At 70.6% G+C, this 22883-nt stretch carries 25 protein-coding genes and 1 tRNA gene; 12 read left to right on the top strand and 14 right to left on the bottom strand.

Annotated elements, in window-relative coordinates:
• Positions 1-293: 293 nt before the first annotated feature.
• The 4 genes from nthA to hppD are packed head-to-tail and all read right to left on the bottom strand — an operon-like array spanning position 294 to position 2715.
• Positions 294-881: a nitrile hydratase subunit alpha gene (nthA, locus tag M4V62_RS26205; RefSeq protein WP_249589662.1), complete on the bottom strand. Its 588-nt coding sequence runs from the start codon at positions 879-881 to the stop codon at positions 294-296.
• Positions 881-1159 carry an SH3-like domain-containing protein gene (locus tag M4V62_RS43615; protein WP_283779111.1) on the bottom strand — a complete coding sequence of 93 codons (279 nt, stop codon included), beginning with the start codon at positions 1157-1159 and terminating at the stop codon, positions 881-883. The genes nthA and M4V62_RS43615 overlap by 1 nt, the downstream gene beginning before the upstream one ends.
• Positions 1152-1493: an SH3-like domain-containing protein gene (locus tag M4V62_RS43610; RefSeq protein WP_283779110.1), complete on the bottom strand. Its 342-nt coding sequence runs from the start codon at positions 1491-1493 to the stop codon at positions 1152-1154. Before M4V62_RS43610 ends, M4V62_RS43615 begins: the two co-directional genes overlap by 8 nt.
• 52 nt (positions 1494-1545) lie before the next feature.
• On the bottom strand, positions 1546-2715 hold the full coding sequence (gene hppD, locus M4V62_RS26195) for a 4-hydroxyphenylpyruvate dioxygenase (protein ID WP_249589661.1): 1170 nt from the start codon (positions 2713-2715) through the stop codon (positions 1546-1548).
• Positions 2716-2848: 133 nt separating this feature from the next.
• On the opposite strand from hppD, the gene M4V62_RS26190 reads away from it, so the two are divergent.
• The 7 genes from M4V62_RS26190 (at position 2849) to M4V62_RS26160 (ending at position 8122) form a co-directional block, all read left to right on the top strand.
• Positions 2849-3319 carry an Lrp/AsnC family transcriptional regulator gene (locus tag M4V62_RS26190; protein WP_160505290.1) on the top strand — a complete coding sequence of 157 codons (471 nt, stop codon included), beginning with the start codon at positions 2849-2851 and terminating at the stop codon, positions 3317-3319.
• A 129-nt stretch (positions 3320-3448) separates the two neighbouring features.
• Positions 3449-4096 carry an ABC transporter permease gene (locus M4V62_RS26185; protein WP_249589660.1) on the top strand — a complete coding sequence of 216 codons (648 nt, stop codon included), beginning with the start codon at positions 3449-3451 and terminating at the stop codon, positions 4094-4096.
• Between the two features lie 73 nt (positions 4097-4169).
• Positions 4170-5378 (top strand): betaine/proline/choline family ABC transporter ATP-binding protein, encoded by a 1209-nt coding sequence (locus tag M4V62_RS26180; RefSeq protein WP_249593001.1) that lies wholly within the window; start codon positions 4170-4172, stop codon positions 5376-5378.
• A 5-nt stretch (positions 5379-5383) separates the two neighbouring features.
• Complete coding sequence (locus M4V62_RS26175; protein WP_425575213.1) at positions 5384-6292, top strand: ABC transporter permease; 909 nt, start codon at positions 5384-5386, stop codon at positions 6290-6292.
• A complete protein-coding gene (locus M4V62_RS26170; protein WP_425575211.1) occupies positions 6289-7257 on the top strand; it encodes a glycine betaine ABC transporter substrate-binding protein in 969 nt (322 codons plus the stop codon). The genes M4V62_RS26175 and M4V62_RS26170 overlap by 4 nt, the downstream gene beginning before the upstream one ends.
• A gap of 52 nt (positions 7258-7309) precedes the next feature.
• Positions 7310-7447 carry a hypothetical protein gene (locus M4V62_RS26165; protein ID WP_249589659.1) on the top strand — a complete coding sequence of 46 codons (138 nt, stop codon included), beginning with the start codon at positions 7310-7312 and terminating at the stop codon, positions 7445-7447.
• Between the two features lie 75 nt (positions 7448-7522).
• A complete protein-coding gene (locus M4V62_RS26160; protein WP_249589658.1) occupies positions 7523-8122 on the top strand; it encodes an ArsR/SmtB family transcription factor in 600 nt (199 codons plus the stop codon).
• 148 nt (positions 8123-8270) lie between these two features.
• Here M4V62_RS26160 and M4V62_RS26150 read toward each other — a convergent pair whose 3' ends face one another.
• The 6 genes from M4V62_RS26150 to M4V62_RS26125 form a co-directional block, all read right to left on the bottom strand.
• On the bottom strand, positions 8271-9077 hold the full coding sequence (locus M4V62_RS26150; protein WP_249589656.1) for a S16 family serine protease: 807 nt from the start codon (positions 9075-9077) through the stop codon (positions 8271-8273).
• A gap of 37 nt (positions 9078-9114) precedes the next feature.
• Positions 9115-9756 carry an IclR family transcriptional regulator gene (locus M4V62_RS26145; RefSeq protein ID WP_249589655.1) on the bottom strand — a complete coding sequence of 214 codons (642 nt, stop codon included), beginning with the start codon at positions 9754-9756 and terminating at the stop codon, positions 9115-9117.
• 365 nt (positions 9757-10121) lie between these two features.
• A complete protein-coding gene (locus tag M4V62_RS26140) occupies positions 10122-11921 on the bottom strand; it encodes a DEAD/DEAH box helicase (protein ID WP_249589654.1) in 1800 nt (599 codons plus the stop codon).
• Between the two features lie 146 nt (positions 11922-12067).
• Entirely contained in the window at positions 12068-13525 is a 1458-nt protein-coding gene (locus tag M4V62_RS26135) for an MFS transporter (RefSeq protein ID WP_249589653.1), read from the bottom strand.
• Between the two features lie 98 nt (positions 13526-13623).
• Complete coding sequence (locus M4V62_RS26130; RefSeq protein WP_249589652.1) at positions 13624-13896, bottom strand: DUF397 domain-containing protein; 273 nt, start codon at positions 13894-13896, stop codon at positions 13624-13626.
• Complete coding sequence (locus M4V62_RS26125; protein ID WP_249589651.1) at positions 13893-14765, bottom strand: helix-turn-helix domain-containing protein; 873 nt, start codon at positions 14763-14765, stop codon at positions 13893-13895. Before M4V62_RS26125 ends, M4V62_RS26130 begins: the two co-directional genes overlap by 4 nt.
• A gap of 156 nt (positions 14766-14921) precedes the next feature.
• On the opposite strand from M4V62_RS26125, the gene M4V62_RS26120 reads away from it, so the two are divergent.
• The 5 genes from M4V62_RS26120 (at position 14922) to M4V62_RS26100 (ending at position 17401) form a co-directional block, all read left to right on the top strand.
• A complete protein-coding gene (locus tag M4V62_RS26120; protein WP_249589650.1) occupies positions 14922-15353 on the top strand; it encodes an ATP-binding protein in 432 nt (143 codons plus the stop codon).
• Between the two features lie 264 nt (positions 15354-15617).
• Positions 15618-16412 carry a helix-turn-helix domain-containing protein gene (locus tag M4V62_RS26115; protein WP_249589649.1) on the top strand — a complete coding sequence of 265 codons (795 nt, stop codon included), beginning with the start codon at positions 15618-15620 and terminating at the stop codon, positions 16410-16412.
• Positions 16413-16486: 74 nt separating this feature from the next.
• A complete protein-coding gene (locus M4V62_RS26110; RefSeq protein WP_249589648.1) occupies positions 16487-16735 on the top strand; it encodes a hypothetical protein in 249 nt (82 codons plus the stop codon).
• 173 nt (positions 16736-16908) lie between these two features.
• Positions 16909-17172 (top strand): type II toxin-antitoxin system VapB family antitoxin, encoded by a 264-nt coding sequence (locus M4V62_RS26105; RefSeq protein ID WP_249589647.1) that lies wholly within the window; start codon positions 16909-16911, stop codon positions 17170-17172.
• Between the two features lie 157 nt (positions 17173-17329).
• Positions 17330-17401, top strand: a tRNA-Cys gene (locus tag M4V62_RS26100).
• A 51-nt stretch (positions 17402-17452) separates the two neighbouring features.
• On the opposite strand, the gene M4V62_RS26095 is transcribed toward M4V62_RS26100, so the two are convergent.
• The 4 genes from M4V62_RS26095 to M4V62_RS26080 are packed head-to-tail and all read right to left on the bottom strand — an operon-like array spanning position 17453 to position 22819.
• The gene (locus M4V62_RS26095; RefSeq protein WP_249592998.1) at positions 17453-17947 is read right to left on the bottom strand and encodes an AAA family ATPase; all 495 of its coding nucleotides are present in this window, start codon (positions 17945-17947) and stop codon (positions 17453-17455) included.
• Positions 17948-17988: 41 nt separating this feature from the next.
• Positions 17989-20307 carry a xanthine dehydrogenase family protein molybdopterin-binding subunit gene (locus M4V62_RS26090; RefSeq protein ID WP_249589646.1) on the bottom strand — a complete coding sequence of 773 codons (2319 nt, stop codon included), beginning with the start codon at positions 20305-20307 and terminating at the stop codon, positions 17989-17991.
• Positions 20304-21920: a (2Fe-2S)-binding protein gene (locus tag M4V62_RS26085; RefSeq protein WP_249589645.1), complete on the bottom strand. Its 1617-nt coding sequence runs from the start codon at positions 21918-21920 to the stop codon at positions 20304-20306. Before M4V62_RS26085 ends, M4V62_RS26090 begins: the two co-directional genes overlap by 4 nt.
• On the bottom strand, positions 21917-22819 hold the full coding sequence (locus tag M4V62_RS26080) for an FAD binding domain-containing protein (RefSeq protein WP_249589644.1): 903 nt from the start codon (positions 22817-22819) through the stop codon (positions 21917-21919). The genes M4V62_RS26085 and M4V62_RS26080 overlap by 4 nt, the downstream gene beginning before the upstream one ends.
• Between the last annotated feature and the right edge of the window lie 64 nt (positions 22820-22883).

Genomic DNA, 22883 nt, shown 5'->3' with positions numbered 1-22883 from the left:
GCGAAGCGGCGGGACAGGGGTGCCACCCGCCACCCGCAGACCACCACCAACAGACCCGCCGGCTCGCCCCCGCACCGCGGGGTAATCGGGCGGGTGGGTGGGGAGCATCCGGCGCGAAGCGGGAGAGCAGAGGGCTGCCCCACCAGCCCGCGCCTCGGGGTGAACGGGTGGGTGGGTGGGGAGCATCCGGCGCGGAGCGGCGGGACAGGGGTGCCGCATACCAGCCGCAGAAGACCGGCCCGCCCCGCGCGAAGCGGTGGCGAGCCGGGGGGGCGGTCAAGGCCCCCGGCCAGTTACTGCGGGGCCGTGCCGATCAGGGCGTTCCGGGTGATCAGGTCCGTCAGCGCCCGCTCCGGGAGCGATTCCGTGCCCGAGGGGCGGCGGGGCAGGACCATGTAGCGGGTCTCCGCGCTGGAGTCCCAGACCGTGATCTCCGTGTCCAGGGGCACCGCGAAGCCGAACTCCGCGAGCACCGCCCGCGGTTCCCGCACCACCCGCGAGCGGTACGCCTCGCTCTTGTACCAGCTGGGGGAAGGACCGAGCAGCCGCACCGGGTAGCAGGAGCAGAGGGTGCAGACGATGACGTTGTGGGTGTGGGCGGTGTTCTCCACCACCCGCAGGCGCTGCGGCTGGACCCCGCCCGCCGCGTAACCCAGCTCCGCCACCGCCGACGTACCGTCCGCGAGGAGCCGCTCCTTGAACTCCGGGTCCGTCCACGCGCGAGCCACCACCCGCGCCCCGTTCAGCGGCGACGACCCCGCGAGGAACGCGTCGAGGGCCTCGTCCAGGGCGGCACCGGCGACGACCCCCCGTTCCTCCAACAGGGCCTCCAAGCCCCGCACTTGGCGGGAGATCAGCGCATCCGCGTGCGTACCGGACATCAGTCGCCCTCCGGTTCCAAGTGGCTCTCCCACAGGTCGAGCACCACCCCGTGCTCCCCCTCGCCCCACAGCTCCCGCGCGGCGAACCGCACGGCGTACACCTGCTCCACCGGCGCGTCCCCGCGCCCCTGCGCGCTGACGTCCGCCAGCGGATGCCTGCCCTCGGGCTCGATCACCACGCCCCGCTTGCCCCGGGCGTACCGCGGCAGGCGGGTGTGGTGGGTCGGGTCGTGGTGGACGGTGCGGACGCGGGCGCCCGCGGCGAAACGGTCAGCCATCCGACTCACCGCCACCGCCACCGCCACCGTCGCCGCCACCGCCACCGCCCAGCCGAGCCTCCAGCTCGGCCGCCGTCACCACGCCCTTGCGCACCAGCAGCACCCGGATCGCGTGGAACCACCGCTCGTAGTACGAAGCCGCCAGGTACTGTGCCGGCGGCATCGTCTCGACCGCGTCCCTGAACTCGTCCAGGTTGTAGACGCCTTCGCGCACCAGCGCACTGTTGAGCGCGAACACCCGCGCCTCCCAGTCCGCATGGAAGGGCTCCGTGTCGTCGGTGGTGTCGATGGGCCCGAAGCCCGTCATCCCGCCGACGTCGTTGATCCTGGCCATGCCCGCACTCTAGCCAGCAACCCTCCGGGCCGCCGCCCTGGAGACTGCCCCCTTAGAGATTGCCGCGCTTCTCCTGCTCCCGCTCGATCGCCTCGAACAGAGCCTTGAAGTTGCCCTTGCCGAAGCCCATCGAGCCGTGCCGCTCGATCATCTCGAAGAAGACCGTCGGGCGGTCCTGGACCGGCTTGGTGAAGATCTGCAGGAGGTAGCCGTCCTCGTCGCGGTCCACGAGGATCTTCAGCTCGCGCAGGGTGTCGACGGGGACGCGCGTCTCGCCCGCCCACTCGCCGAGCGTGTCGTAGTACGAGTCCGGGGTGTCGAGGAACTGGACCCCGGCCGCGCGCATGGTGCGTACGGACTCCACGATGTCGTTCGTGGCGAGCGCGATGTGCTGGACGCCCGCGCCGCCGTAGAACTCGAGGTACTCGTCGATCTGGGACTTCTTCTTGGCGATGGCGGGCTCGTTGATGGGGAACTTCACCTTCAACGTCCCGTCGGCCACCACCTTCGACATCAGGGCGCTGTACTCCGTCGCGATGTCGTCGCCCACGAACTCCTTCATGTTCGTGAAGCCCATGACCTTGTTGTAGAAGGCGACCCACTCGTTCATCTTGCCGAGCTCGACGTTGCCGACGCAGTGGTCGATCGCCTGGAAGGTCCGCTTGGCCGGCGGCTCGACGATCGGCGACGCGGCCTTGAAGCCGGGCAGGTAGGGGCCGTCGTAGCCGCTGCGGTCGACGAGCGTGTGGCGGGTCTTGCCGTACGTCGCGATGGCGGCGAGCACGACCGTGCCGTTCTCGTCCTTGACCTCGTACGGCTCGGTGAGGCCGCGGGCGCCGTGCTCGACGGCGTACGCGTACGCGGCGCGCGCGTCCGGCACCTCGATGGCGAGGTCGACGACTCCGTCGCCGTGCTCGGCGACGTGGCCCTCGATGAAGTGGCCCCAGTCCGTGGAGGCCTTGATGACGGAGGTGAGGACGAAGCGCGCCCCGCCGTTCGTGAGGACGTAGGAAGCGGTCTCGCGGCTGCCCGTCTCCGGGCCCGAGTACGCCACGAGTTTCATGCCGAAGGCCGTGGAGTAGTAGTGCGCCGCCTGCTTGGCGTTGCCCACGGCGAAGACGACCGCGTCCATTCCCTTGACCGGGAAGGGATCGGCCTCGCGCGCGGTGTGGGGGGTGCCAGAGGTAGCCGACGTGTGCTGGGTGTTCGCGGTAGCTGCCATGTCCGCAGGCTCCCGCCGTATCGCAAGGTGCGCAATAGTTTGCGTATTCAGTGGGCAATCTGCCCAGCGGAAGGTCAGGATGGGCGGGCTATCTGTACATGATGACCACCCCAGGAGCAGAGAAGAGCACGCCATGACGATCGATCATCTGGACGGCAGGCTCATCGTGCTGCTCGCCCGCGAGCCCCGCATCGGCGTCCTGGAGGCCTCACGGCGCCTGGGCGTCGCGCGCGGGACCGTACAGGCCCGGATGGACCGCCTTCAGTCGAACGGAGTCATCCGCGGCTTCGGCCCGGAGGTCGACCCCGCGGCCCTCGGCTACCCCGTCACCGCCTTCGCCACGCTGGAGATCAAACAGGGCCAGGGCGCCGACGTACGGGCGCATTTGGCCACCGTCGCCGAGGTGCTCGAACTGCACACCATCACCGGCCACGGCGACATGCTGTGCCGTCTCGTGGCCCGTTCGAACGCCGATCTCCAACGTGTGATCGACCGTGTGGTGGGTTTTGATGGCATCGTCCGGGCCTCCACGGCGATCGTCATGGAGAACCCTGTTCCGCTGCGGATCATCCCGCTGGTCGAACAGGCGTCAGAAGACACCTGATGCGGGTAGGTAGGAAAGCGAACAGACGAACAGGCACAGCCCAGTACGGCCCCACGACGTACGCAGCACGCGGGCGCCGGGAGACTCCCGGCGCCGTCTGAACCGCGCCCGGGCGAGGTGAGCAGTTCAGTGAACTTCTGGGACTACCTCGGCAACCGCCACCAGCAGTTGCTGACGGATGCCTACCAGCACGCCAGCGCAGTCTTCCAGTGCATGGTCGTGGCGACCGTCATCGGAGTACTGATCGGCGTCATCACGTACCGCAGCGAGTGGGCGGGCAATCTGGCCACGACCGCGACCTCCACCCTCCTGACCATCCCGTCGCTCGCCATGATCGGTCTGCTGATCCCCGTCGTCGGACTCGGCGTCGCACCGACGGTCATCGCGCTGACCCTCTACGGCCTGCTCCCCATCGTGCGCAACGCCATCGTCGGCCTGCGCGGCGTGGATCCCTCGCTGGTCGACGCGGCGAAGGGCATCGGGATGTCGCGCGCCGCCCGGCTCCTCAAGGTGGAGCTGCCGATCGCCTGGCCGCCGATCCTGACCGGCATCCGCGTCTCCACGCAGATGCTGATGGGCATCGCGGCCATCGCCGCGTACGCGTCGGGCCCCGGCCTCGGCAACGAGATCTTCCGCGGCATCGGCTCGCTCGGCAGCAAGAACGCGCTCAACCAGGTGCTCGCGGGCACGCTCGGGATCATCATCCTGGCGCTGCTCTTCGACGCCGCGTACGTCCTGATCGGCCGCCTGACCATTTCGAGGGGTATCCGTGTCTGAGACCACCGCGACTTCCACCGACGGGGCGACGGCCGAGGGCGCGGCGGCCCCGAACGCCACCACGGGCGCGACGATCGAGCTGGAGAACCTCACCAAGCGGTACGCGGGCAGCAACGACCCCGCGGTGGACGCCGTGAACATGGAGATCAAGGCGGGCGAGATCGTGATCCTCGTCGGCCCGTCGGGCTGCGGTAAGTCGACCACGCTGAAGATGATCAACCGGCTCATCGAGCCGACCAGCGGCCGCATCCGCATCGGCGGCGAGGACGTCACCGACATGGACCCGGTGAAGCTGCGCCGCAAGATCGGCTACGCGATCCAGTCGTCCGGGCTCTTCCCGCACATGACGGTCGCGCAGAACATCGCCCTCGTGCCGAAGATGATCGGCTGGGGGAAGTCGAAGATCAAGAACCGGGTCGAGGAGATGCTCGACCTCGTCGGGCTGGACCCGGCCGAGTTCCACGGCCGCTATCCGCGCCAGCTCTCCGGCGGTCAGCAGCAACGCGTGGGTGTGGCACGGGCGTTGGCGGCCGACCCGCCCGTCCTCCTGATGGACGAGCCGTTCGGCGCGGTCGACCCGATCACCCGCGACCACCTCCAGGACGAGCTGATCCGGCTCCAGCACGAGCTGCACAAGACGATCGTCTTCGTCACGCACGACTTCGACGAGGCCATCAAGCTGGGCGACCGCATCGCGGTCCTGCGGGAGCGCTCGCACATCGCGCAGTTCGACACCCCGGAGGCCATCCTCACCAACCCGGCCGACGACTTCGTCTCCGGTTTCGTGGGTGCGGGCGCGGCCCTGAAGCGGCTCAACCTCACCCGCGTACGCGACGTGGAGATCGCCGACTTCGCGACGGTGACCGTCGACGACCCGCTCCAGGACATCTTCGACAAGCTGCGCTCCAGCGGTACGAACGAACTCCTGCTCCTCGACAAACGCCGCCGCCCCTACAAGTGGCTGCGGCGCGGCGACCTGATGCGCGCCAAGGGTTCGCTGGCCCGTGCGGGCACCCTCGTGCACGACACGGTCACCCGCGACGCCACCCTGCGCGACGCGCTCGAAGCGGTCCTCACGGACAACGCGGGGCGGGTCGCGGTCACCGGGCGGCGCGGCGAGTTCACCGGCGTCGTGGACATGGAGACGCTGATGAACTCCGTGCACGAGATGCTGGAGGCCGACCGGCTCGACGCCGTGGAGCACCAGCACGAACTGCAGGAACAGCGCGCCCTGTTGACCCACCACGAGCAGGAGGGCGACGGAGGGGCGGCGAAGGCGTGAGCGGCATCCCCGGGAGCAACCCCCGGATCCCCGACCACAAGCCGTCGCCCGACGACGGGCCCGACCCCAGGCCCGACGGCGAGCACGACGTCAAGGGCCATCACTTCCGTGACACGGGCGAGGCCGAGCCGGAGTCCCCGCCCTCTGCGGCGGACACGGTGGCCACGGGCCGGGCGCGGCGGATCGGCTGGCAGAAGCTGACCATCCTGCCCGCGTTCCTGGCGCTCATCCTGCTGCTGACCTGGTGGTGGTTCGAGCAGGCCGACCTGGACGCGATCTCGAAGAACGCCCTGGCGGACGGCAATGTCTGGCTCAGGCTCCGCCAGCACATCCAGCTGACGGCGATCTCCACCTTCTTCGTGCTGATCATCGCGATCCCGCTGGGCATCCTGCTGACCCGCAAGAAGCTCCGCAAGGGCGCGCCGGTGGCGATGGCCCTGGCCAACATCGGCCAGGCGACACCGGCGATCGGCCTCCTCGCCCTCCTGGTGATCTGGATCGGCATCGGCGAGAAGGCGGCCCTGATCGGCATCATCATCTACGCCGTCCTGCCGGTCCTCTCCAACACGATCGCGGGCCTGAACGCCAACGACCCGACGCTCCTGGAGGCGGCGAGAGGCATCGGCATGTCGACGTGGGGAGTCCTCGGCAAGGTCGAACTCCCGCTGGCCGTACCGCTGATCCTCGCGGGCGTGCGCACCGCGCTCGTCCTGAACGTCGGCACGGCGACGCTCGCCACGTTCGGCGGTGGCGGCGGGCTCGGCGACCTCATCACCACCGGGATCACCAACCAGCGCATGCCGGTGCTCATGCTCGGCTCGATCCTGACGATCGCGCTCGCGCTGCTCGTGGACTGGCTGGCATCACTTGCCGAACTGGTCCTTCGTCCGCGCGGGTTGGAGGCCGGATCATGAGGATGACGTTGCGTACGGCGGCCGTCGGTGTCGTGGGCGGGGCCCTGCTGGTGAGCTGCGGGCTCACCAGCGGCAGCCCGATGGTGGACGACGTCAAGCCGGGCACGATCGGCAAGGGGCTCCCCCTGAAGGGCGCCGACCTCACGGTCACGTCCAAGGAGTTCACCGAACAGCTGATCCTCGGCGCGATCATGGGCATCGCCTTCGAGGCGGCCGGCGCGGACGTCCTTGACCGGACGGGCATCCAGGGCTCGATCGGCGCCCGCGAGGCCGTCAAGGGCGGCGACGCGGACGCCATGTACGAGTACACGGGCACCGCCTGGATCACGTATCTCGGCAACTCCGATCCCATCGACGACCCGCAGAAGCAGTGGCAGGCGGTGAAGGACGCGGACAAGAAGAACGGCGTCACCTGGCTGCCGCCCGCCGAGCTCAACAACACCTACGCGCTTGCCATCAACCAGAAGAACGAGGCCAAGTACAAGCCGAAGACCCTCTCGGACGTGGCGGCCCTGTCGAAGAAGGACCCGAAGGCGGTCACGCTGTGCGTGGAGAGCGAGTTCTCCTCGCGCGAGGACGGCCTGCCGGGCATGAAGAAGGAGTACGGGATGCAGATCCCCAACTCCAACATCACCAAGATGGACACCGGGATCATCTACACCCAGGTCTCCAAGGGGTCGTGCACGTTCGGCGAGGTCTTCACCACCGACGGCCGCATCAAGGCGATGAACCTGTCGGTGATGGAGGACGACAAGCGCTTCTTCCCCAACTACAACGCCGCGCCGTCGATCAACAGCAAGGCGTTGGACGAGTACCCGGAGATGGCGGAGGTCCTGGACCCCATCACGAAGAAGCTGAACAACACGGTGGCCCAGGAGCTGAACTCCAAGGTGGACGTGGAGGGTCAGGATCCGCATGAGGTGGCGCTGGACTGGCTGGTGCAGGAGGGGTTCGTCAAGGAGTGACGCTCGAATTCACCCTGCCCTGGCAGGGCGCGCCGGACCTACGGTGGGCCGCATGAGAATCACGGTCGATCTCCCTGAAGACCTGCTCCAGGAAGCCGAGTTGCGGGCTGCGCGCAGAGGCGTCGCCGTCAGCGTCGTGATCGCCGACGCGCTGCGGGAGGCCTTCGCGCGGGAGGAAGTGCCGGAGTAGCGAGTTCCGAATATGCAAAGACTCCGTTGCAAAGAAAGGGTTGCAACGGAGTCTTTGCATATCTACCGTTGAGGCATGACGGACGGCACGACAGACCCCGAGATCCGCAAGATCCACACCCTCACCCCTCACTCCCTGCGGGGCCTGGCCCATCCCCTGCGCATCCAGCTGCTCACCTCACTGCGGAAGGAAGGCCCGGCCACCGCCTCCCAACTGGCGGACCGCCTGGGCGAGTCCAGCGGCGCGACGAGTTACCACCTGCGCCAGCTCGCCGCGCACGGCTTCGTCGAGGACGCGCCGGAGCGGGGCAAGGGACGCGAGCGCTGGTGGCGGTCGACGCACCAGGGCACGCGCCTCGACGAGTCGCTCATGGCCGACCCGGACCCGACGCTGCGCGGCGCGATCGCCGTCTACCTCCACGAGGTGGCGGCCTTCCACGCCTCGGAGCTCTCCACCTGGATCGGCACGCAGCACGACTGGTCCAAGGAGTGGACGGAGAGCTCCGACATCAGCGACTACACCCTGCGCCTGACGCCCGCGCTCACCGCCGAGCTGGTCGGCAAGATCGACGAACTCATCGAGAGCTACCGCCCGTTGGCGGTGGACCAGGACACTCCCGACTCCGCCAGGGTGCGCCTGCACACCCACGCCTTCCCGACGCACTCCACCGAGTGAGAGGCCTCAGCCATGCACTCCGACGTACACCTGCTGCTGCACCACGCCCGCGCCGCCGAACTCCGGCGAGCGGCGCCCTTACGGCAACGCCGCCCCCAGTTGCGTACTCAACTCGGCTGGACCATGGTGGAGTTCGGCCTCCGCCTGGTCAGCAGCTCGGAACCTTCCCGCCCCGCTCCAGGGAACGCAGCGCGTCAACCGTGCCCTTCAGTGTCGTGACCGGGATCAGTCGCAGGCCCTTCGGCAGCTCCGCCTGAGCGTCCGAGCACTCGGCCTCCGGGACCAGGAAGACGCTCGCGCCGTCGCGCTTGGCGGCCTGCGTCTTCATCGAGACGCCGCCGACCGGGCCGACCTTGCCGTCGGCGGTGATCGTGCCGGTGCCCGCGATGTTCCGGCCGCCCGTCAGGTCCCCTCCGCTGCCGTTGCCGTCGAGGAGGTCGACGATGCCGAGCGAGAGGAAGAGGCCCGCGCTGGGGCCGCCGATCTTGCCGAGGTCGACCTTGACCTTCACCTTGTCCGTACCGTCCACGCCGTTGTCGTCGAGGTAGGCGAGGGCGGACTGCGTGGCCGTGTCCTGCGACTTCTTCATGTCGCCGAGGTTGTGCTTCTCGACTTCCTTCACGTTGTCGCCGGTGGGGTACACCGAGTCCTTGGGCATCACGGAGCGGTCCGTGCGGAACCAGCCGTCCACCACGTCGCTCAGGCTCACGTCCATGTCGGGCCCCGTGGCCACGATCGTCGTCATCCGCAGCTGCCCGCTCGTCTCGCGGGTGGGCGCACCGCTGATCGTGATGACCCGCTTGCCCTCGCTCTCGCCGAGTACGTTCGCCGTCGACCCCGGCTGGGCCACGGCGAACGGCAGCGGCGCAAGGGCCGTGACGGCGAGCAGGGCGACCACGGGGGCGGCACAGACGGCGAGGGCCTTGGGGCGCGTGAGGCGAGAGAGGGAGAACACGGGATCAATCTAACGTGACCGGATAAGAGCTCAGGCCTTACCTCAACGCATCGGCGACCTCGCGGGCCGCGTCCACCACCCTCGGCCCCACCCGCTCCGGCACCGAGTCCGACAGCATGACGACGCCCACGCTCCCCTCGATCCCGGTCACGCCGACCAGCGGCGCCGCGGCCCCGCTCGCGCCGGCCTCCAGCTCGCCGTGCGTCAGCGCGTAGCCGGGGTCGGTGGCGAGCCCCTGCCGGGCGGCGAGGATCGCGCGGCCCGCGGCGCCCCGGTCCAGGGGGTGCCGGAAGCCGGTGCGGTAGGCCACGTGGTAATCCGTCCAGGTCGGCTCGACGACGGCGACGGCGAGTGCCTCGCTGCCGTCGACCAGCGTCAGGTGCGCCGTCGCGCCTATGTCCTCGGCGAGGGAGCGGAGAGCGGGCAGCGCGGCCTCGCGCACCAGCGGATGCACCTGGCGGCCCAGGCGCAGCACCCCGAGGCCGACCCTGGCCCGGCCGCCCAGGTCACGGCGGACCAGGGCATGCTGCTCAAGGGTGGCGAGGAGGCGGTACACCACGGTGCGGTTCACACCGAGCTTGTTCGAGAGCTCGGTCACGGTGAGCCCGTGGTCGGTGTCGGCCAACAGCTTGAGGACACGCAGTCCTCGGTCGAGCGTCTGGGAAGTCTCCGCGGTCACGACGCCCACTCCTTAGGTGAGGGTCGACGGCCCCTTGACGCGGCGGTTGCGTCGCCGGTCCCGTGGGCGACGCGCGTCAGAGGCCGCCGGTCGGAACTCCGGCTGCGCTCCGCGGCGGCGCTGCCACGGGGCGTGTACGTTGCGGGGACAGTAGCGAGGCCGTCCCGCTCAGCGGAAGACTCCGTCCAGAATCCGGTCACGAGACCGGTTGTTAGGGGCGCAATGCCCCATACGCGGGGCACGTCGGCAGGGGTGTGCACGACTCCCGCACACGGCATCCGTACTTGGAACGCGCCCCTCCTCTCCCGCCCGGAGAGAACCCGCTCGGAGGGGACCACCCAGGGACCCCCCGGGGATCACCCGCCCTACTTCATGCGGGTGGCCCACTCCCCGACCTTCGCGATCCGCTGCCGCAGCTGCCCGGCGGTGGCCTCCGCGCTCGGCGGACCGCCGCACGTGCGCCGCAGCTCGGTGTGGATCACGCCGTGCGGCTTCCCGCTCTGGTGGGAGTACGCGCCGACCATCGTGTTGAGCTGCTTGCGCAGTTCGAGCATCTCCTTGTGGGAGACCACGGGCCGCCGCTCGGCGGGGAGTTCGAGAAGGTCCGCCTCCTCGTCGGGCCGCTTCTTGCTGTGCGCGATCTGCCGGGCCTGCCGCTTCTGGAGCAGCATCTGCACCTGGTCGGGTTCGAGGAGACCGGGGATGCCGAGATAGTCCTGCTCCTCCTCGCTCCCCGGGTGGGCCTGCATGCCGAACTCGGCGCCGTCGAAGAGCACCCGGTCGAAGACGGCGTCGGACTCCAGGGCCTCGAAGGAGAACTGCTCCTGCTCGCCGGTGTCCTCGTCCTCCTCCTTGTTCGCCTCGTCCATCTCCTTCTCGGACTCGGCGTAGGGGTCCTCCTCCCCCTCCTTCTTCGGCTTGTCGAGCACGTGGTCGCGCTCGACCTCCATCTCGTTGGCGTGGCCGAGGAGGTCGGGGACGGTGGGCAGGAAGACGGACGCGGTCTCGCCACGCCGCCGGGAACGCACGAAACGGCCGACGGCCTGCGCGAAGAAGAGGGGGGTGGAAATGGTGGTCGCGTACACGCCCACCGCGAGGCGCGGCACGTCGACGCCCTCGGACACCATGCGGACCGCGACCATCCACCGGTCGTTGCTCGCGGTGAAGTCGTCGATCCGCTTCGAGGCACCTGTGTCGTCGGAGAGGACGACCGTGGCCTTCTCCCCGGTGAGCTCGCGGATCAGCTTGGCGTAGGAGCGGGCGGAGTCCTGGTCGGACGCGATGACGAGGCCACCGGCGTCCGGGATGGCCTTCCGCACCTCGGTAAGCCGCTGATCAGCGGCTTTCAGCACATTCGGCATCCACTCGCCGCGCGCGTCGAGCGCGGTACGCCAGGCCTGCGAGATGGCGTCCTTGGTCATCGGCTCGCCGAGCCTGGCCGCGATCTCGTCACCGGCCTTGGTCCGCCACCGCATGTTGCCGGAGTAGGAGAGGAAGATGACGGGACGGACGACGCCGTCGCCGAGCGCGCTCCCGTAGCCGTACGTGTAGTCGGCGGCCGACCGCCGGATGCCGTCGTTCCCCTCTTCGTACGCGACGAAGGGGATCGGGTTGGTGTCGGACCGGAAGGGCGTACCGGTGAGCGCGAGCCGCCGCGTCGCGGGCTCGAAGGCTTCGAGGCAGGCCTCGCCCCACGACTTCGAGTCACCGGCGTGGTGGATCTCGTCGAGGATCACCAGGGTCTTGCGCTGCTCGACGCGGTTGCGGTGCAGCATGGGCCGCACGCCGACACCCGCGTACGTGATGGCGACGCCCTGGTACTCCTTGCTGAGCGGCCCCGCGCTGTACTCCGGGTCCAGCTTGATCCCTATGCGGGCCGCGGCCTCCGCCCACTGCTTCTTCAGGTGCTCGGTCGGCGCGACCACCGTCACCTGCTGCACGACATGGTGGTGCAGCAGCCAGGAGGCGAGCGTCAGCGCGAACGTCGTCTTGCCGGCGCCGGGTGTCGCGACGGCGAGGAAGTCACGTGGCTGCTCCTGGAGGTACCGCTCCATCGCGCCCTGCTGCCAGGCACGCAGCTTGTTGGCGGTGCCCCAGGGGGCGCGGCCGGGGAAGGCGGGAGAGAGGTGGTGGGAGGAGGCGGAGTTGGCGGCGGTGGTAGTCACGGTCTCCGGTTTTTGGCAGCTCGGGTACGTACGACAACCGGGCCACCCTACCGGTGATGTGTTGACGCGGGGCTGATGACAATGCGGGGTCAGGGGCGGGTGCGACGGGTGTCACACGGCTTGCTCGGGCCGCGCGTTGCGTTTGCTCAGGCCGCGCGTTCCTTCAGCCGCGTCGACACCCAGGCCCCCACCAGCGCGACCGCCGCCATCGGCAGGAACACGGCGACGAAGGCGCCCGGATGCGAGCCGCCCGCCTCGCCCGCGCCATGGCCGGCGCCCACCATGCCGCCGCCAAGGGCGGCGAAGGCGGCGCCTCCTGCGGCCAGGAGCAGGGCGTTGGACAGGCCGTCCGAGATCTGGAGGGCGGCGGAGTTGGCCCCCGCGTCCTTCGGCGGCGAGAGCCGAAGCAGCAGGACGCTGGTGGACCCGATGACCGTGCCCATGCCGAGGCAGCCGAAGGCCCAGGCCACCGCGACGATCCACACCGGGACGGCCTCGATCAGGACCGTGGGCGCGGTGGCGATGGCGGCGGCGACCAGGAGCATCCCGACGACCATGAGCCGCGTCCGGTGCGGCTCCATGGCCGGCCGCGACTGTACGAACGATCCGAACGCCCAGGTCGCACCGCCCACGGCGAGCGAGAGCCCCGCCATGGTCGGCGAGAGCCCGCGCTGGGTGACGAGCATCAGCGGCACGAAGGACTCGGCGGCGATGAACGATCCGGCGGCGATGCCGCGAAGCAGCACCACGGAGGGCAGGCCGTGGGCGGCCCGGTACGTGCCGCGCGGCAGCAGACCGAGGACGGCCGGCACGAGCACGGCCGCGCCGAGCACGGCGGGCAGCAACGAGAGCCAGCGCAGCTCCTGACCCGCGTACTGGAGGAGCCCGGCCCCCAGCGAGATACCGAGCGCGAGGCGGATGCGGCGGCGGTCGAAGGGACCGGCGGGCACATCGGAGTCGACAGGACCGGCGGCCCTGCGCCGGATCTGCGGCAGGGCGAGCGCGAGCGGCGCCGCGACGAGCACCGGAATTCCGAGGAAGACCCAGCGCCAGCCCAGGTGCTCGGTGACGGTCCCGGAGACCAGCGGCCCCACCACGGACGGCACGACCCAGCTGGCCGCGAACGCCGCGAGGATGGACGGGCGCAGATGCTCCGGGTAGGCGCGGCTGACGACCACGTACAGCGCGACGATGACGAGCCCGCCGCCGAGCCCCTGCACGGCGCGGCCCAGGATGAACATCCACATGGCCTGGGCGGTCCCGGACAGGACCAGGCCCGCAGCGAAGCCGCCGATGCCGGTGGCGAGGGGACCCAGGGGCCCGCGCCGGTCGGCCCACTGCCCGGCGAGCACCATGCCGAAGAGGCTGGTGGTGAAGTACGCGGAGAAGCCGAAGGCGTAGAGGGAGATGCCGTCCAGTTCACGGGCGGCCACCGGCATCGCGGTCCCTACGGCGGTCGCCTCGAAGGCGATGAGCAGGACCACGGAGACGATGCCGAGACTGAGCGCGCGATAGGGGGCGCGCAGGATTCCGCCCTGGAGCTCGGACGGCGGGACTATCGGGGCGGCTGTGACTTCGGCGTCACGTGGTTCCAGGGCGGTCATGCTGGCCAGCGTAAGGGGCGTGGCGGGCTTTGACCCCTGTCCGGGGTCGGGGGGCCTCTGGTCCCTTGGTCGTACGTCTCCGGATGCCTGCGGTCAGCTCAGCTTTCGGAGGCGTACGTCACGAAGTCGCCCCATGCTGCGGGGGTGACGGCCAGCTGGGGGCCGAGGGTGTTCTTGGAGTCGCGGATGTGGATGGTGGCGGGGGTGGGGGCCACCTCTACGCAGTCCTCGCCGTTACTACTGTCGCTGTAGCTGCTCTTGTGCCACTCCAACGCGACCTCGACGCAGTCGTTGGGGTCACTGCTGCTGCTGTAACTACTTTTGAACCAGTTCAGCTCGGAAGTGTCCCCAGCAGAGGCCTTGCGGATCATGTCTCTCCCAGCAGGTGCTCAATGAAGGCCAGGGACTCCTCTGGCGTAAGAGCCTGGGCCCGGATGATGCCATACCGCAGCTCAAGGATACGGAGCCGCCTCGGATCAGAGACCGGGCGGCCGGCGAACTCGTCGTCAGTACGCCCCATCGCCGTACCATCCGCGAATTTCAGCACCTGAATCCGACCGCCTGTCCCGGCGTGGCCGCCACAGGCCGTCGGCATCACCTGGATCTCGACGTTCCTCAACTCCCCTACCTCCAGCAGACGTTCGAGCTGTCGGCGCAGCACCATTGTCCCTCCGATGGGCCTCCGCAGCGTTACCTCTTCCTGCACGAAGCTGAACTCGGGTGCGGGCGAACGCTCGAAGATCGACTGGCGGGCCATTCGCGCGGCCACCAACCGCTCCAGTTCTTCGTCCGAGTACGCGGGACGACGCGTCCCCAATAGCGCCCACGCGAACTCGTGCGTCTGCAACAGGCCGTGGATGTTGTGGTTGCTGTACAACCCCAACTCAACCGCCCGCTCCTCCAACTTCGCCAGCTCCCGCACCTTCTTCGGATACCGAGCCTCCCGCATCTCCTTCTTCATCGCGGAGACAAGCCCACCCGCGTCAAGGACCTCGTCCACCTTGTCCAGATACTCGGGGCGAGGAATCCGCACCCCGCGCTCGATCTTCCGGATCAGGTCCTCCCCGTACCCGATGGCCTCCCCGAACTCGGCCACCCGGAGGCCCGCCGCTTCCCTCCGCAACTTGAGCTGGTGCCCGACCACCTCGACCACCGCACTGATCTCGTCCTCCGGGTCGACGTCCCAACCGGGCTCGTCCGCCCCGCCATTACGCCCCTCGCCGCCACGTTCCACGTCCACCGCGCCACCTCCGACGTACCGTCTAAGCCCAACGCGCACTCGCACCCGGACGTCACCCGGGACAGCCGGGACAAGCCAGGACAAGCGCGGGACAAACGCGGTACGCACAGCCCGCGTCACTGTTCACGGTACGCACGCACGGCCACGCTGAGTGACGTGAACCAAGAAACCACCCGCACCCCGATCCCCGTACACCAGTTCACGATCCTGCTGTCCGCCACCCGCAGAGGCGCCCGCCTGGCGCGGCTCCTCGCACGCGAGCAACTCCGCGCCTGGGGACTGCCGTTCGAGATGGCGGAGCAGATCGTCGCCGAGCTGGCGAGCAACGCCGCACTGCACGGCCACGTACCCGGCAGAAGCTTCCGCCTGGCGCTCAAGCTCACCGAGGCGGCCACGCTCCGTATCGAGGTGACGGACGCGAGGGCGGACCGCCGCCCGCCGGGAGTAGCCCAACCCCCGCCGGTCTACGCCGAGTCGGGCCGAGGCCTGCTCCTGGTCGCCGCCCTGTCCGACCGCTGGGGCACGGAGCCGGGGCCGCCCCCTTGCAAAACCGTCTGGGCGGAAATCGATGCCCCCGTCCCCATGTGACCGCATCGAGGATTCCGCGTCCCGGCGGACCCGCGATCGGTGGGGCGCGACATCAAGTACGTAAGAAACGAGGGAGAGAACCTCCCCCACCCGCCCCAAACCCCGCCGCCGTCACTCACACGGGTGATCTCCCCCAACGCAACTGGCGCATATGCCAGTTCGCCGTGCAAGCTCGGCCTCGACAACTCCAGACATGAGACGGCCCTCGCCGGGACTGGCATCCCAATGCGAGGGCCTGACACCAAGGAAGAAGCAACCTTCCCGATGGCTGATCAGCAGCTTAACGCGCCCCCGTGCGCAGCGTCCCCCGTTCCGTCCTCCGGGATCGGGCACGACAACCGCCGCCACCCGGATCGCTTCACCGTGGTCGGCAATCACCTCACCCAGCATCGCGAGCTGAGCCTCACGGCGATCGGTCTTGCCGCCCACATCCAGTCCCTGCCCGCAGGCGCAAAGGTCAGCATCAAACGCCTCGCGGAGCGCTTCCCCGAAGGGGAGGTCCGCATCGCCGGGGCCCTGCGCGAGCTGGAGGCCCACGGCTACCTCACCCGCACTCGGGAGCGTCTGCCGTCGGGCCAGGTGATCACGCGAACGGTGTCGTACAACAACCCGCCCGCGATGGCGGTGAGCGCACAGCCGCCGCCGAGGCCCGCACCAGCACCCCCTGAAGCTCCCCTCCCCCTCCCCGAGGCGCACGACACCGCAGCGACCACCCTCCTCACGGACCTCCGGCGCCACGACCCCCGCCTCCTGCTCGCCGAACGCGACGTACGCCGCCTCGCACCGGCAGCCACGGCATGGCTGGACCGGGGCATCACCCCAGAGGCAGTGCGCCGCACGCTCACGGCGGGGCTCCCCGCGACCCCGATCCACCACCCGGCAGCCCTGCTGGCCCACCGCCTCACGGAGTTCCTGCCACCGCCGCTCCCGGCCTCCCCGACGGCCCCACCACGCCCGGACCCCCTCCAGAACTGCGACCACTGCGACCGCGCCTTCCGCGCTCCGAGACCGGGCCGCTGCCGCGACTGCATCGCGCACTCCGCTACGGCGGCGGCGTAGGCCGAAGAGAGAAGAGGCGACAGAGCACGATGAAGAATCGCTACCGTGACTGCAGAGCCAGAAGGGAGCGCATCATGGCCGAGCCGCTCAGAACCGTGGTCGACGGGGTAGAGGTCGAGGTGCCCAACAGCATTCCCGCTATTCGCGAGGCCTTGCCGGAACGCAGGCGCGAGGAATTCGACCAGGAGATCAACTCGGCCGGTGTGCACGAGATCCACGCAGTGATGCGGCACTGGATGTTCGAGGCGGTGCCGGACCCGGCTGCCGACGCGATCATGGACCGCCTCGCCCGCGAGGAAGCGGAGAGGAACAGCGCCGCGTGACCTACCGCATCTCCTACGCGCCGCCCGCCGATGACACCTTGGCGAAGATGGCGAGGACCGAGACGTTCGATACTACGTCTCGGGTTCGATCCTGACCGTCACGGTCGTCCGGCTGATCCCCGCGCCGTGAATCATGAACAGGCCGACCGGCCTATATACGCGAGGGAGTGGTCATGACGCAGATGCTCATCGACATCGACGACGAAGCGCTCGCCGAGGCCCAGAAGATCCTGGGCACGGCGACCAAGAAGGACACCGTGAACCAGGCGCTCGCCGACGTCAGGCAGCGCTCCGTGCGCGCGCAGGCCCGTCGTGAACTGGCCCGGCTCGTCGCCTCCGGCGCGATCGACCTCGACGCCCTGAACGAGAAGCACGGCTGCGACTCCTACGAGGACCTGCACAAGCCGACCGGTGAGGACCAGACGCCCGCCGCATGACCGTGAACTTCCTGGCCGACAGCTCGGCCCTCACCTCGGCGCCTGAGAGCCCGGCGCCATGAAACATGAACGCCGTATGGCAGTCCCATTGCGGCAGCCGGAGATCCCTTGAGCGCACCCCCGGCCACGGCTAGGTTCAAGGAGTCGAGTTCAGCTCGGCCGTGTGCCCGAGTGGCTTAGGGGCTGGCCTGCAAAGCCAGTAACGCGGGTTCGATTCCCGCCACGGCCTCAAGCAGTCGAAGGGCGGTCCCGTTCGGGCCGCCCTTTGGTGTGGGGGCCCTTAGACCCGCGCCTCGTCGAGCCCCGCGAGAATCGCGTCCACCGTCTCCTCGACCGTCAGGTCGGAGCTGTCCAGCCAGAGCCCGATCCTCGGGGTCGTGGACCTCAGCCCCGTGTCCAGGTCCTCCACGGTCCACGCCCCGTAGCCGGTCTTGCCCCGCCCGGCCTCCCGGGCAGCGACCGCGTCCGGCCTCGGGGCGAGCACGACGACGTGCACGGGTCGCGTACGCAGCAGATCCACGTACGTCTTCAACTCCTCGCCCAGGATGACGTCCTGGACCACCGCGACGAAGCCCGCAGCGGCGTACGCGTCGGCCGTGGACGCCGACAGGCCGTACCGCAGGCGGAGTTGGGCCGCAGCCTCGTCCGAGGCCCCGGGCTCGTACTCCTGGCCGCCCGACACGATCATCCGGCGGAAGACGTCACCCCGCACGTGCGCCGCGCGCGGCAGCCGCTCGGCGAGGGCCTGCGCCACCGTGGACTTGCCCGAGGCCATGATGCCGGTGATGACGACGACCCCGCTCAGGGCCTGCGCCGTCACGTCGCCACCGCCGCCTGCGGGCGGATCGGCAGCCTGTTGACCGGCCGCCCGGTGGCCGCACGCACCGCGGAAGCCACCGCCGCCGGAGTCGTCACGACCGGCACCGCGCTCGCCGCCTTCGCGCCGAAGGGCGCCACCACGTCCCGCTCCTCCACCAGCTTCACGATGCGGATGTCGGGGGTGTCCAGGGCGGTCGGCAGGGCGTAGCCCGTGAGGTCCGGGTGGCGGACCAGGCCGCGCGGCGTGCGGAGGTTCTCCGTCAGGGCCGCGCCGACTCCCTGCGTGACGCCCGCCTCGATCCGCACCTTCAGCTGGGTCGGGTTCAGGATGCGGCCCACGTCCTGGGCGACCGCGAGCTCCACGACCCGCACCGAACCGATCTCGATGTCCACGTCCACCACCGCGCGGATCGCGCAGAAGGCCATCCCGACGAACGCGTCGCCCTGGCCCGCCTCGTCGAGGGGCTCGGTGGGATGCGGGCGGCACTGGGCCGTGGCCCACAGTTCCTTGCCGTCCATCGCCTCCGTGACGGTCGTGCTCAGCACCCCGTCGTACGAGGTGATCTTGCCGTCCGTGATCTGGAGCAGCTCCGTGGACATCCCGAACTTGTGGGCCAGGGGCTGGAGAAGCTGCGTGCGGACCATCTTCGCCGCGCGCTCCACCGCGCCGCCCGACACCCAGGTGTGGCGGCCGTGGCAGCTCGGCCCCGCCGGGGGCTGGTCCGTGTCCACAGGGGCCACGCGGACGTCGTCGATGCCGAGGGTCTCCTGGACGATCTGGCGGGCGAGCGTGGAGAAGCCCTGGCCCGTCTCGACCGCCGCGCAGATCACCGTCGCGATGCCGTCGTGCACCTTCACCGTGGCCGTGGAGACCTCGTCCGTGCCTTCGGCGCCCAGGAGTTGGACCATGCCGAGGCCGTAGCCGACGCCGCGGCGCACCGCGGCGGGTTCGCCCGCGCCCTCGGGTCCGCCGGGCAGCAGCCACTCGTCCTCGGGCGTGTCCTTGGGCAGCTCGGGAAGGGGGAAGTCCCGTACAGCGGCGAGGAGTTCGGCCACCGGGGCCGGGCAGGTCACCGTCTGCCCCGTGGGCAGGATGTCGCCCGTGGCCATCGCGTTGCGCAGCCGCAGCTCCGCCGGATCGATGCCCAACTTCTTCGCGATCTTGTCCATCTGGGCTTCGTACGCCGCGCACACCTGCATGGCACCCTCGCCCCGGACATGTCCGGACGGCGGGTTGTTCGTACGGACCGCCCAGCCCTCGATGAAGGCGTTCGGGACGACGTAGGGACCGCAGGCGAAGGAGACGGCCGCGGCGAGCGCGTCCGACGACGTGTCCGCGTACGCACCCGCGTCGAGCAGGACCTGCGCCTCCACCTTCACCAACTTGCCCTCGGCGTCCGCGTGATGGCGGTAGCGAAGGAGCGTCGGGTGGCGGTGCGCGTGACCGAGGAAAGACTCCTCGCGGGTCGCCGTCAGCTTCACCGGGCAGCCGGTGGTCAGGGCGAGCAGGCCGAGCGGCAGGTGGAAGCTGGCGTCCTCGCGGTCGGCGGTCGCGCCGGGGACGCCGGTCACGACGACCTTCACGATCTCCGGGTCGATGCCGTAGCAGGACGCGGCCATGTCGCGGTCGGTGTGCGGGTCGGTGGAGGCGATGTACAGCTCCACTCCCCCATCGGGACGCGGCACCGCGAGCCCCGCCTCCGCGCCGATCGGCGCCGGATCCTGGCGGCCGATGCGGTACAGGCCCTCCACGACGAGCTCGCCCGCCGCCTCCGGGTCGCCGTGCCGCAGCGGGATGTGCCGGATCAAGTTGCCGTCGGGGTGCAGGGGTTCGGCCGCGAAGGCCTTCTCCGGGTCGGTGACCGGCTCCATGACTTCGTACTCGACGAAGATGGCGGCGGCGGCCATCCGCGCCGTGTCGGGATGGTCGGCGGCCACGGCGGCGATGGGCTCGCCGTGGTGGCGTACGACGTCGGAGGCGAAGACCGGGCGGTCCGCGGTCTTGCGGCCGTGCAGTGCCTCGCCCGGCACGTCCTCGTGCGTGACGACGGACCGCACGCCCGGCATCTCGCGCGCCTGGGACGTGTCGATCGAGAGGATGCGCGCGTGCGCGTGCGGCGAGCGCAGGACGGCCGCCCAGAGCAGCCCCTCCGCCCACAGGTCGGACGCGTAGGGGAACGTGCCCTCCGTCTTGGCGCGGGCCTCGGCGGACGGCAGCGAGGTGCCGATGCCGTGCGGCAGCGGCTCCGGGCCCGGGCCCGGCTGCGGTTCCACTGCGGTCGCGGTGTTCGTGCTCCCCGCGGCTTCGTTGCTCACGCCTGGCCTCCGTCCTGGCCGTACGGTCCTTCGTACGTTCCGTCCTGCGCCGTCGGGTTGACTCCTCCGGCGCCGGGTCCCGCCTGGTGCGGAATGCGCGGCTCGCCCGCCTGTTCGCCCTGGGCCGACGGCTCGGCCGCGGCCGCGGACGCCTCGCGCTCGGCGACCACTTCCTGCACGGCGTCGAGCACGCCGCGGTAGCCGGAGCAGCGGCAGAGGTTGCCGCACAGGGCGCGGCGGGTCTCCAGGTCGGACGGGGCGGGGTTGCCTTCGAGCAGGTCGTGCAGGGTCATCGCCATGCCCGGTACGCAGAAGCCGCACTGGACAGCGCCGCAGGCAGCGAGCGCCCGCTGCACGTCGGAGGGTCTGCCGTCGACGGCGAGGCCCTCGACGGTGCGCACCTCGCTTCCGGCGGCGGTGGCCGCGGGCACCAGGCAGGAGGCGACGAGCCGGCCGTCGACCTGGACGTTGCAGGCACCGCACTCGCCCTGCGAGCAGCCGTCCTTGGCGCCCGCGAGGCCGAGGCGCTCGCGCAGGACGTAGAGGAGGGACTCGCCGATCCAGGCGTCGGTGACGGGGCGGTCGGCGCCGTTGACGCGCAGGACGTAGGAGCAGAGGGGATGTTCGTCGGGGAGAGCCGTGGCGGTGGCCGCCTCTTCGGGGTCGGTCTCGCCTTCGGCGTCGGCGTCGGCTTCGGCCTCGGCGTCCGCTGCGACCTCGGCTTCGGCTTCGGCTTCGGCTTCGGGGGCGGGGTCCGCGATGACGGCCTCGACCTCGGCTTCGGGCTCCGGCTCCGGCTCCGGCTCCGGCTCCGGCTCTGCGGGAGTCTCGAGGGCCACGGGCTCCTCGGGGGCCACGGGCGCCACGGGCTCCTCGGGCACCACATGCATCTCGGGAGCGACCGGCGGCTCGGGGACGAATGCCTCCAGAGGCGCGACGGGCTCGTGGTGCTGCGGCTCGACGTGCTGCTGCGGCTGCGGCTCGACGTGCGCGTACGGGTCGGCGTGCGGCTGCTGCGCCGGCTCCGCCCACGGCGCACCCGCGCCCGCGCCACCGGTCGCCCACGGCGCCGCGGCACCGCCCGGCAGCGTCGCGGGCGGCGTACCGCCCCACTGCGCGGCGAGCGAGGACGTCGTGAACTCGCCCGATTCATCCGGAAGATCACCATTGGCGACGGGGATCGACCACTGCCCCGTGACATCTGCGGGGGCAGGGGCGGCGGGCGCGTGACCCTCCGCCTCGTGGAAGCTCCACTGCCCGGTGGCCCGGGGGTCGTACGCGTGATCCTGGGTCTCCTGGGCGTCCTGGACGGACGGCTCGGGCGCACCACCCGCCGCGGGCCACTGCACGTTCTGGACGCCGGTGCCCATGCCGGTCACCTCGGGCGGCATGGCCCAGACGCCCGTGGCCGCCGGGTCCGTGGCGTCGGCCGACGTCGGGGTGACCGTTATCTGCGGCGGCACGTAACCGTGGCCGGGCGCGGCGAGCGGCGAGTGGTCGAAGGCGTCGAGGGCGCCTTCGGGCAGCTGCACGAAGGCCGTGGCGTCCGAGTCGTACTCGCCCTGCGGATGCGGCTGCCAGCCGCCGTTGTTGTTGTTCTGGTCGTCGCTCACGACAGCGCCCTCCCCAGTGCTCGTCGGGCCAGCGCGGCGACGGTGCGCCGCAGGTGCAGTACGGCGGGCGACAGCGGCTGCGGGGAGCCGTCCTGCGCCGGAGGCTGGTCGGGGATGCACGCGGCGGCGACGTACTCGCCGAAGGCGGTGAGCGCCTCCGGCACGATCGTGCGCCCGCCGTCCCAGTCGATCAGCGAGGCGACCCACTGCTCGGCCTCCAGGGGCCGCAGCGGCATCGGCGCGACGGCACCGACCGCGCAGCGCACACCGCGCCGCGCCGGGTCGAGGACGAGCGCGACGGAGGCAAGGGCGCGGCCGGGGCCCGTGCGCCCTGTCGCCTTCAGGAAGACCTGCGGGGCGTGCAGGAGCGGCAGCCGTACGAAGCCGATGAGCTCGCCGGGGCGGAGCATGTCCATCCCCGCGAGCAGGTGCGAGACGGGGACCTCGCGGCGGGCGCCGCCGGGGCCCGCGATGATGAGGATGGCTTCGAGGGCGGCCAGGACGGGCAGGGTGTCACCGGTCGGTCCCGCCGTGGCGATGTTGCCGCCGAGGGTGCCCGCGTTGCGGATCTGCGGGGGGCCTGCGGCGCGTGCCGCCGCGGCGAGCGCGGGGATCAGGGCCGCGAAGTCGGGCCGCCCGACGCGTGCGTGGGTGAGCCCGGCGCCGAGCAGCGCGTGACCGTCCTGGTACTGCCAGCCGCGGATCTCGCTGATGCGGCCGAGGCCCACGAGCGCGGCGGGGCGCAGGAGGCCCGCGTTGACCGAGGTCATGAGGTCGGTGCCGCCGGCTACGGGCACGGCGGCGGGCATCGCGGCGAGTGCCTCCACGGCCTCGTCCAACGTCCCAGGCAGCTTCGCCGTCTGCGCGGTCTGCGCCGCCTGCGGTGCGTGCGTGGTCAAAACCGGCTGCCCCTTCCCGATGCCCGGCGGCTTTCTCGCCGTTCTCACCGTTACGCCTGTTCCG

Origin of the sequence: Streptomyces durmitorensis (genome assembly GCF_023498005.1) — a bacterium.
In the GTDB taxonomy this organism is placed as follows: Bacteria; Actinomycetota; Actinomycetes; order Streptomycetales; family Streptomycetaceae; genus Streptomyces; species Streptomyces durmitorensis.
Note: the sequence above shows the minus strand (reverse complement) of the source record. Positions and strands in the feature narration are given on the sequence as shown.